Annotated in this window: 8 protein-coding genes and 6 pseudogenes; 9 read left to right on the plus strand and 5 right to left on the minus strand. The window is 38.5% G+C overall.

The annotated features are described in order from the left end of the window. Nucleotides 1-597 precede the first annotated feature (597 nt). From BTN49_RS06050 to BTN49_RS20630, 3 genes are all read left to right on the plus strand, one after another. The gene (locus BTN49_RS06050; protein ID WP_097356433.1) at nt 598-1,947 is read left to right on the plus strand and encodes a dihydroorotase; all 1,350 of its coding nucleotides are present in this window, start codon (nt 598-600) and stop codon (nt 1,945-1,947) included. Between the two features lie 220 nt (nt 1,948-2,167). Then, nucleotides 2,168-2,302 carry a hypothetical protein gene (locus tag BTN49_RS19065; RefSeq protein WP_263363862.1) on the plus strand — a complete coding sequence of 45 codons (135 nt, stop codon included), beginning with the start codon at nt 2,168-2,170 and terminating at the stop codon, nt 2,300-2,302. Nucleotides 2,303-2,410: 108 nt separating this feature from the next. After that, the gene (locus BTN49_RS20630) at nt 2,411-2,647 is read left to right on the plus strand and encodes a transposase zinc-binding domain-containing protein (protein ID WP_097356434.1); all 237 of its coding nucleotides are present in this window, start codon (nt 2,411-2,413) and stop codon (nt 2,645-2,647) included. 183 nt (nt 2,648-2,830) lie between these two features. On the opposite strand, the gene BTN49_RS19070 is transcribed toward BTN49_RS20630, so the two are convergent. Next, nucleotides 2,831-2,962 carry a hypothetical protein gene (locus BTN49_RS19070; RefSeq protein ID WP_263363861.1) on the minus strand — a complete coding sequence of 44 codons (132 nt, stop codon included), beginning with the start codon at nt 2,960-2,962 and terminating at the stop codon, nt 2,831-2,833. 281 nt (nt 2,963-3,243) lie between these two features. Between BTN49_RS19070 and BTN49_RS19075 the strand changes: the two are divergent. The 4 genes and pseudogenes from BTN49_RS19075 to BTN49_RS06070 all read left to right on the plus strand — a co-directional run. Then, nucleotides 3,244-3,540, plus strand: a pseudogene (locus BTN49_RS19075) (transposase); the annotation flags it as partial. Between the two features lie 225 nt (nt 3,541-3,765). Continuing rightward, nucleotides 3,766-4,143, plus strand: a pseudogene (locus tag BTN49_RS06065) (S8 family peptidase); the annotation flags it as partial. Between the two features lie 174 nt (nt 4,144-4,317). Further along, entirely contained in the window at nt 4,318-4,539 is a 222-nt protein-coding gene (locus BTN49_RS12975; RefSeq protein WP_146679196.1) for a hypothetical protein, read from the plus strand. Between the two features lie 88 nt (nt 4,540-4,627). Continuing rightward, nucleotides 4,628-4,837 carry a hypothetical protein gene (locus BTN49_RS06070; protein WP_097356437.1) on the plus strand — a complete coding sequence of 70 codons (210 nt, stop codon included), beginning with the start codon at nt 4,628-4,630 and terminating at the stop codon, nt 4,835-4,837. 63 nt (nt 4,838-4,900) lie between these two features. Here the strand turns inward: BTN49_RS06070 and BTN49_RS17645 are convergent. After that, a pseudogene (locus BTN49_RS17645) lies at nt 4,901-5,166 on the minus strand (IS5/IS1182 family transposase); the annotation flags it as partial. A gap of 357 nt (nt 5,167-5,523) precedes the next feature. Here BTN49_RS17645 and BTN49_RS06075 point away from each other — a divergent pair. Next, nucleotides 5,524-5,814, plus strand: coding sequence for a type II toxin-antitoxin system TacA family antitoxin (locus BTN49_RS06075; protein ID WP_097356438.1), 291 nt, complete (start codon nt 5,524-5,526; stop codon nt 5,812-5,814). A 971-nt stretch (nt 5,815-6,785) separates the two neighbouring features. On the opposite strand, the pseudogene BTN49_RS06090 reads toward BTN49_RS06075, so the two are convergent. Further along, nucleotides 6,786-7,537: pseudogene (locus BTN49_RS06090) on the minus strand (transposase). 88 nt (nt 7,538-7,625) lie between these two features. Here BTN49_RS06090 and BTN49_RS06095 point away from each other — a divergent pair. Next, nucleotides 7,626-7,893, plus strand: a pseudogene (locus BTN49_RS06095) (IS30 family transposase); the annotation flags it as partial. 376 nt (nt 7,894-8,269) lie between these two features. Here the strand turns inward: BTN49_RS06095 and BTN49_RS15455 are convergent. Continuing rightward, the gene (locus BTN49_RS15455) at nt 8,270-8,425 is read right to left on the minus strand and encodes a hypothetical protein (protein WP_190319219.1); all 156 of its coding nucleotides are present in this window, start codon (nt 8,423-8,425) and stop codon (nt 8,270-8,272) included. 558 nt (nt 8,426-8,983) lie between these two features. Further along, nucleotides 8,984-9,220, minus strand: a pseudogene (tnpA, locus tag BTN49_RS06100) (IS200/IS605 family transposase); the annotation flags it as partial.

The following is a 9,220-nucleotide window of genomic DNA, read 5'->3' on the forward strand; positions in this document are numbered from 1 at the left end:
ACAAAGAGATTTCATCCGTTACTATGATGAGCTCAAAGCCTTCTGCATCAAGGAGGAACCCGTTTTATTCATTGACGCCGTTCATTCAACACAAGCGATAAAAATCATCCATAGATGGATATCCACGGTACAAGACAAGTCACTTGCAACCACAGAAGTTACAGTCTCCTGAATATTATTGGCGAGCTCAGTCTCTCTGATATTGCATACATAGGTCATGTATTCAATAAGTTGAATGGTTCGTCAGTATGACGAGGCAACTCAGTTGTCTACTACTACAGATATGATGTGTCCTAACAGGATTTATAACCATGAAAAAATTCATTCCATAGACGGAAACAAACTTATTGAATACATAACCATAACGTTGGTTTATACTGCAGTCCTCCTCACTGCAAGACACGTTTTATGTAACATATATTATGCATTTTTCACGAAATCATCCAGAAGTAGATTAAAGTGTAACTTTAGCTGATGACTTTTAGTGGTTTGCTATAGAATAGCTGTAAGCTACCTCAACAAGCTTGTGTCAGAGTGACTACCTTATTTTAAGGTGTCTTGAGTTTGTCTATTCAGCATTAGTTTAAGGATAGTTAAATGTGCATCTTGCTATTTAAAAATTCAACGATCGTTAATGAGAACCAGATCTTCGAATCTGACTTATTGGTTGAAAATGGCCGCATCACCAAGATTGAAAAGGATATTGAAGTACCAGCAGACTGTCGAGTTATCGATGCTAAAGATAAATATCTTCTGCCAGGCATGATTGATGATCAAGTGCATTTCCGAGAGCCAGGACTCACCCATAAAGGTGAAATTGCAACAGAATCTAAAGCTGCTATCGCAGGCGGCATTACCACATACATGGAAATGCCAAACGTAAATCCGCCAACCACCACTCTTGAAGCACTAGAAGATAAATATCAACGTGCTACTGAAAAAAGTTACGCAAACTACTCATTCTATCTTGGTGCAACCAACGATAACATTGAAGAGATCAGCAAGTTAGATCCAAATCAAGCTTCTGGTGTAAAAGTCTTCATGGGCGCATCAACGGGGAATATGCTAGTCGATAGTGAAGAAGTACTTGCCAAAATCTTTGCTAATTGCCCAGTGCTTATAGCAACTCACTGCGAAGATCCACAAATGATCACAGAATTGGAGGACATTTACCGTAAGAAATATGGTGAAGACGTGCCAATGCAGGAACACGCGAGCATTCGCTCTGCTGAAGCATGTATGAGGTCATCACAATTAGCGGTAACTTTGGCGAAAAAATATGGCACTAGTTTACATCTTCTCCACCTAACAACTGCAAATGAATTATATCAATTCGAATCAGTAAAAACGCTAAAAGCGTTGGCAAACAAGAAAATCACCGCAGAAGTGTGTGTCCACCATTTGTTCTTCAACAGTAACGACTACGAACGGTTAGGCAGCCAAATTAAGTGTAATCCCGCCATAAAAGACGAAAGTCACCAAAAAGCACTGATCCAAGCAGTAAAAGACGGTATAATTGATATTATTGCAACAGACCACGCACCCCATACTTGGGAAGAAAAACAAAATACTTATTTTAAGGTTCCATCGGGCATGCCTCTTGTTCAGCATGGTCTACAGTCTGCACTTGAATTCTACCATCGCGGTATTTTCGACCTTGAGCTTGTGGTTCAAAAAACTGCACACGCACCTGCTGTTCGCTACCAAGTAAAAGATCGTGGTTTTATCCGTGAAGGATACTGGGCTGATTTGGTGTTGATTGATTTTAATAAATCTGAGACAGTATCAAAAGACAACATCTTTTATAAATGTTCGTGGTCACCGTTTGAAGGACATACCTTCGGCACATCAATTGACATGACTTTGATAAACGGTAATATTGCATTTGAAGACGGTCAACACAGGAAAGAGCGCTATGCACAACGTATCGAATTTGAACGTAAATAACCTGAGCTGCGCATAAAAAATGAACTAAATGCCAAAGTCGCGATCTGATCGTTTGAAAAACTATTACCTGCATAAGGACTTGGGCATGAATAACTTAGACGTTGTTTCCGTCGATATCGATGGCTTCTGCCAAACTTTCCTCCCTGCATGGGAAAAACACTTAATTTCTTCCGATATTAAATAAAGAAACAATCCTTCTCGCCTTTTAGTTAGTGAAGTAATGACGATCATTATAGCTTGCCATCAACCGGGGTATCGAGACTTAAAAACCTATTACATCCACCTTGTTTACCGCTACCTCACCAACGAATTTCCTGAATTAATTAGCTACACGCGAATGCTAAGGTTCATGTAACGTGTTCTTTCACCTAGAAATTTCCTCCCAGAAACTATATGTGGTGGGGCTTAAGACATGTCCCTTTCTGTAATACATTTAGCATGCTTGAATAGATAAAAGGCATGAATGAATTTCAAAGGTATCAAATCAAAGCTGCTTCGCTTTAAACGTATTTTTACTACGAATTGGGTCATATTCGTATCCAGTCATCCCCGCGATGACACTGATTATTATCATTCAGGAATCGCTAATATGCTGAAGTGTGGAAGCTCAAAAAATGGCTTTGCCACTTACCCGTGCTTGGGTTGCGGTCAAGGGCAACATAAAGTTGACTTTAGTTGTAAGGGGAAATATTGTCCTTAGTGTGGCAAGCGTTATGCACGAGAGAGTATGATTAAAATAGGCGTCCGCCTGTTTCGTGGAGTGAGATATCGGCAAGTTATTTTAACATTGCCAGAGTAAGTTCGTATTCCTTTCCATAATCACTCCAATCAGAAGCGTTTGTATTCTGGGTTTATGGTCTTGGCGGAAGACTGCTTATCAGAGTTAATTTAGGTGTACTTTAAGACCGATGCGTGTGAAATTGCCGTCATTGTTGTCATCCATACCCATAGTCGTCATGGTAACTTCAATCATATTGACATGTGATACTGGCTGAAGTTGCATTTTTTCTTTCAAACTAGGATTGGAAAGGGTTTCAGCATTTATTGTTATCTCAGCTACGATTACTTTTGCAAAAACACTTACTGAAGTTAATGGAGATTAAGTTTTCGGTGCATCAATATGTGATTAGAATCTTATGGGCTAATTATCCTGATGGTTTCTATACCCATCCTAGCAATAGGTCGTAAAAATAAAGTCCTAAGCAGAAAGCTACCGAGGGTTAATATGATACCTAACCAAATGTTTGTTCTCTCCTCCAATAGGCTTATCTAGGATAAGTTGGGTATGACGGTCATCAAGTCAAGTATTACTATCAATCACACAAAACGAAGTTAAAAACATATGAGACAGTGGATGCTCGGCTATTTGTTGGCAGGTTGGTTCAGCACATTCTTCCTAAAGGATTTCAACGAGTGAGATATTATGCCATTCAAGCGACAGCGAGCTTTAGGAAGTGGTATGAAGTGCTAGCGAGGGCAGCAGGAGACTTGGTGGAAATGATGCGCTACACCAAACGTATTAGCTATGTAGAGCTTTCCGAAGAGGTAGTAGGTCGTAATCCCTTAAAATGCCTATTTTGTCATCGAAGTTAGATGGGCGATCGCTGATATCTACGCGACTAGGGATGATCTTGTCACCTGCTTTTACTCCCTTATATTTCTTATAAACCTTACCGTTACGAGCAAGTAACAGTTGTCATTTTTCTTGTTTGACGATGTTATAAAGAGTGTTGCACGCGAGTTGGTTAGGCATGTTTTCAACTTTGATTTTTCCAGCTCTCTGTTCTATCTCAAACATCTGGTACTACTACCTCAAGTACTAAAAATGAACGAGGTAATGTTTATGCCTCTGTCTTAAAAGGTTTTGCTGTCACCTTAACTCCAAAAGCTACTAAAGTATTAAAGAAAAAATTAGAAGTGGATTATATCACGGTTGATGGGGTTGTTAGCTTAGACCAAGTATCTTTAGATGATATAAAAGTATTCAATCAAGACAAGCTAATTTCTGGGGTTTTAGATCGTATAGATCAAAGGAATTTACCTTTAGATAATGAATATACCTACACCAGTACTGGTAAAGGTGTGTATGCTTATATTCTTGATACAGGTATTTATGCATATCATCAAGAATTTAGAGGTCGGATAGGTAATGGTTATGATTTTATACATAATTATAGTCATCTTAATGACTGCTAGGGTCATGGCACCCATGTAACAGGTATCTTAGGAGGTACTTACTCTGGTGTAGCTAAGGAAGTGACCTTGCATGATGTAAAAGTAATAGGTTGCTCTGGCGAGGGATCTATCTCAGCCATACTGGCAGCTATGAATTAGATAGCTAGAAACCACATAAAGCCAGCAGTAGTAAACATGAATCTAATTATAAAAAGTATAAATCGTCCTATAGATACTGCTATATTCAACTCTTTTCATGCTGGAGTAGTCGCTTTGTATTTACAAAATCATGAAAACGTTTCTTCTTACGATATTACTAGTGCAATATTAAATAAGACCACTAGAGATGTGTTGAAGGATCAAGGATCTGGATCTCCTAATTTATTGTTATTCTCTCCTTCTGCAGTTCAACTATAAAAATAGTTTCACTGTTATATCTAATGATCATAGTTATGCTAGTCTAGAGGCATACTTCAATTATGATGTTGCTAGAGTTAATAAGATTTTGGGAAGAAATTTATTACAAGGTGAGAAATTATTTATTAAGAATCAGAATACAGGTAAAAAAGGTGAGGCAATATTCTGGATAACAAGAAATGTTGGTAGTCTTGGTGATGGTAATGGTCATTGGTTGCATGTATCAAAACCAAATGATTGGTGCATAGGTTGTGTAATTATGATTTTGCATTCTGGCGATATTAAATCAGGCCTATAACGCACTGATCCCAATCTTCTTTATAGTCTTAATTTGTCTGATGGCAAAGAGGAATACTGAGTCTTATGCTTTGTTCCTCGCTTTCACATTTTCCAGTGCTTCATCAACTTGAGTATTGTAATCACGAAGAGTGAGTTTAGGGTTTAGCAACTGTTTATAGCAAAATATTACTGTCTCTGCTAATGAGCGTTTGTGATAAACCCAGTTCTTTTTTACTCCGCTAGTTTGTCCTCTTTTAAAGCCGTTGCAGCTTCATTTCTAGGATGCCCTTCCTCCCAGTACCCCGCGTTGCTTCGAGGTGGAATACTGGGCGTGATTCTTTTGTTTTTCGTACCAAACGCAAAAAGAATATGTCGTACATGAGTTTTGTAGACTTATGCACATAAATACAGCTACTTTCGAGACCGTGACATCAACGGTGCGAGAAACTTATTACTTAAACCTTTAACAAAGTAGCTCGTACCTTAATTAATATAAAAAATGTTGCGTTAGAATCTAACCGTAATGAAATAACTACCGAGTATTTCAATTGACAACTGTAGTTAACAGACATAAACTAAATAAGTTCGGTAAAGTGCCCGTACATAGCGTTGAGATGATGAAAAAATGAGCACATTAATATACTCATATTTAAATTCAAATTTAAAGTAGGAAAAACATGAGGCCGTCTTAGGGCGGATGATCGTATGTCTGCACTCAAAAAAGAAAGGGTGGAGTACCGAGTTACAGCGGAAGAAAAATTAGCACTTGAAGAAGCAGCTATACTGTCTAGTACCACCGTGAGTAGATTTATCTCGGAAACAATGGCACAAAAAGTCGAGGCGGTAATATTAGAACGTAAGAGGTTACTTGTTTCTCATGAACAGTGGAAAAACGTGATGTTTGCGCTAGAAAATCCACCTGAACCGACTGAATTAATGAAAGAAATTTTTGGTTCTGCTATGGAGGAAACGTGGAAGGTAACGGTCAATCGGTAGGTTTCTAGCGATAGGACGCTGACACAGCGTATGATTTAGCGGGCTTTGATTGTGATGTACCACATCTAAACGAATTTCCCTCAAAAAAATGTGTAAAGAAGCCAGAAAAATTATTTCTGTTCCTTACCTGTATGTCACAAGTGACACAAAGGTAAGTATTGGCTACTTTACACTGAGCAGTGGTAGTCTCGAGCGAGATTACTTGACTCCGAGGCCACGAAAAGAAGTTCCGTACAGTATCGTTCCTTGTATTTTGCACGGACGGATTGCGGTGTGTAAGTTGGCGTAAGAGCATGAACTAGGAAAGGCTATAAACAGGTTCTCAGAGTGTTGGTGTTTTTGCAATGGTTCGGCGAGCAGAGGAACACAACTGTAACTTTTACAAGAAAGATAGATACATACAGTCGAATAGTGGTGATAGAACAACTTTTTTCTATTCGCTCAGGCAAGCTGAGTAACACTATAAAAATATACATCAGTGATCCGACCACTTGACCAATAAGGTCTGACAAAATAGAAATCAGCGTCTGTCCTTTTGGACAGCTCTTCATGTTCAGCGAACTTTATACCGTTGTCTGATGATATGAAGGTGTTTTAAATCATAGAAAGTGGAATTCATAATTTCAATAAACGTTTCTACCACAGTATTTGCCTGATTATTGACATCTTTCTGATGCAGCAGAACTTATCAGCTTTATCAACCAAGGTAAGCAGAAAAAGTTTGTACCAAGTCCTAACGACAGTGTTAATCTTGAAATGAGCAGACTCAGTCTTTTCGTAAAAAATATTAGGGTGTTGCTCCTCCATACCAACATGGTTCTTTATTTTTACCTTATCACTGTTCTCCATCTTAATTTTGCAGGGCTTACCCTGCTGGAGAAGATCCTTGTATAGCGCCTCTCCATTATTCCTTTCATGCCTGATATATAGGTAAATAGTGCTTCAACTGAGTACCACATCATACTTGATAACTAACCTAAGATCTGCCTAATCGCCTGCTTATCAAACCTAGTCATCTTGATACTAGGCTTCTTTGGTTGAAATAAATTACGCGATAAGTCCCGCCAGCAAGTTGACCATAAAGCTAATATAATTACGGTGCCGAGAATGCTCGATTTAGGATATATTTTTTAGTTGGTCAAAAACGGTTTCAATAATAAATCGTTTCCGGAGTATCAGGCGGTCCGAAAGTTTCGTCACTTTGGTTTTCATGTTTCTTTTATACCCGTTATCAGTGTCACGCCTTTGTCTGCAAATTCCCGCTCCAATGGAGCAGAGATATAACTTTTGTCTCCGTAGAACCACCCCCTCGTTTCTTTTTCTCGCTTCAAGGTACCTTTAAAAACCTTATGCCTGAGAATGGGTAGGTTGTAACAAACCTGTAACTTGGACGAATCAACGAAGGAAATCCCTAACGGTGAGTGAGGTAAGAAAAAAGTGGAACCAGAGTACCTTACATGAGCTTGAGCATCCTCGTGTAGGTAACTAATTCAGGAAATTCGTTGGTGAGGTAGCAACAAACAAAGTGGATGTAATAAGTTTTAAAATCTCGATACTCAGATTGATGGAAAGCGATCACTATCTTAATCACTTCGCTAACTGATAGGCGATAAGGCTTGTTTCTTTATTTGATACCGGAAGAAATTAGGTGTTCCTCCCATGCAGGAAGGAAAGTCTGACAGAAGTCGTCGACATCGACGAAAACGGTGTTTAAGTTATTCATGCTCAACTCCTTGTGCATGTCAATAGTTTATTTCAAAAGATTTGATTGCTACTTGGGCATTTAGTTCATTTCTTATGCGTAACTTAGGTTAATGAAAAAAGTGGCACTAAAATCGACAACGGATGTCACCGCAGTGATAATTGATTTACTGATTCCATACAAAAGTCAGGTCCATACAATGACGGCAGATAATGGTCGAGAGTTTTCTCTTCATGAAAAGATAGCAAAGTCTTTGGATGTTCAAATTCCCTTTGCCCACCCTTACTCAGTCATGGGAATAAGGGAAAAATAAAAATGATAATGGGCTTTTAAAACCGTACGTAAAGAAATATTCAGACTTAAAAAGGATCACGGATTAAGAAATTAGCTTCGCTTCAGCAAAGTTCGATCATCGACCTAAGAAATGTTTAGGATTTAATTAGCCTGCCGTTATTTTTAATAAGAATGGCATTAGTAGCTTGCTTGGAAGGTGTTGCACTTCAGACTCGAATTTAGGGGGTACAATAGTGGTTTTGTGCTTATGGCTTATTCATATATTAACTCAAGAAGCTATTTTCGTGCTTACTGAGCTACTCACTTTCAGTGATATGGATTAATCCGGCTCATTCAGCATGTTTTACAACTATCTTCCTGTTGAAGGGTTCATAGTTTACAGTCAGCACTGTAAGTATCGCTAGTTCGTTTTCCAATATGGACTCATACTTACTGTGACGGTAACTAGTTTACTCGACTCTACCGAATTAATTCAGAAATGATGACACCAACAATACCCAACAACAACAGAACACCAAACGCTATCATACCTTTTTTTATTTTTGTGGTGTCTACAAATTTGATAGCCAAAATACCAACGATAATAAAACCAACAATGAAAGCAATTTTTATCATCTGTACGCCTCAATATCAATAATGCCAATGATTAGATTTTTAATAAAGTATATCCTTCTTACTTCAAGTTTTTATGTTATTGGCTCTATCCTTTCACATGAATCACATCTCTAGTCTATTATTCATGGTACCTACGTCACTTGGCATCTAGCTACCACTTCCATTACTCTGAAGTTAAAGATATTAGAATGCATTCAAACACCCACTTCACAATAAAAAGATAAGTCTTTAAAACTTGTTATTTTTCTAGATTTAAGGAACATCGCAGCAGGATAGTTATTAGCTAAACCGTATCTTCTAGGTAAAGACTATGTGCTACTTGTTAAGTACATGAAACAACTCTATATTTGTATTGTGGAGTGAAATATTATGTCGCACAGATGAAATCTAGATAGAAGAACCTGATACGCAAAAGAAACTTTTCACCGAATTTATATTCGGCACTGTCTGGTTTATGTTGGGTGGCTCGGTTACGCCATACTTTTAGCAATATCGCCGTAAACCCTCGCCCAATGCGGGCGGGGATATAAGGCGAACTCCCGTAGGGAGTTAAAATGCTCAATTCGGTGTGGATTGACTGTTCACGTAAGCTTTTAACGTCTCTATTGTTGCACCTCCGGCAGTGCAAGCAAAATAAGAGCGTGACCATAACGCAGAGCTTTTACTCTGCCTTGCAAGGTTCGTATTTTGCTGACGAAGCTGACGGGACGACACTGCTTTTAAATTATTGACCATCACACTGATTGCAAGCTTTGGTGGTTATGCAATAAGTAGGTGAACATGGTCTTTTTCACC

Source organism: Candidatus Enterovibrio escicola, assembly GCF_002464935.1.
GTDB classification, from domain to species: domain Bacteria; phylum Pseudomonadota; class Gammaproteobacteria; order Enterobacterales; family Vibrionaceae; genus Enterovibrio; species Enterovibrio escicola.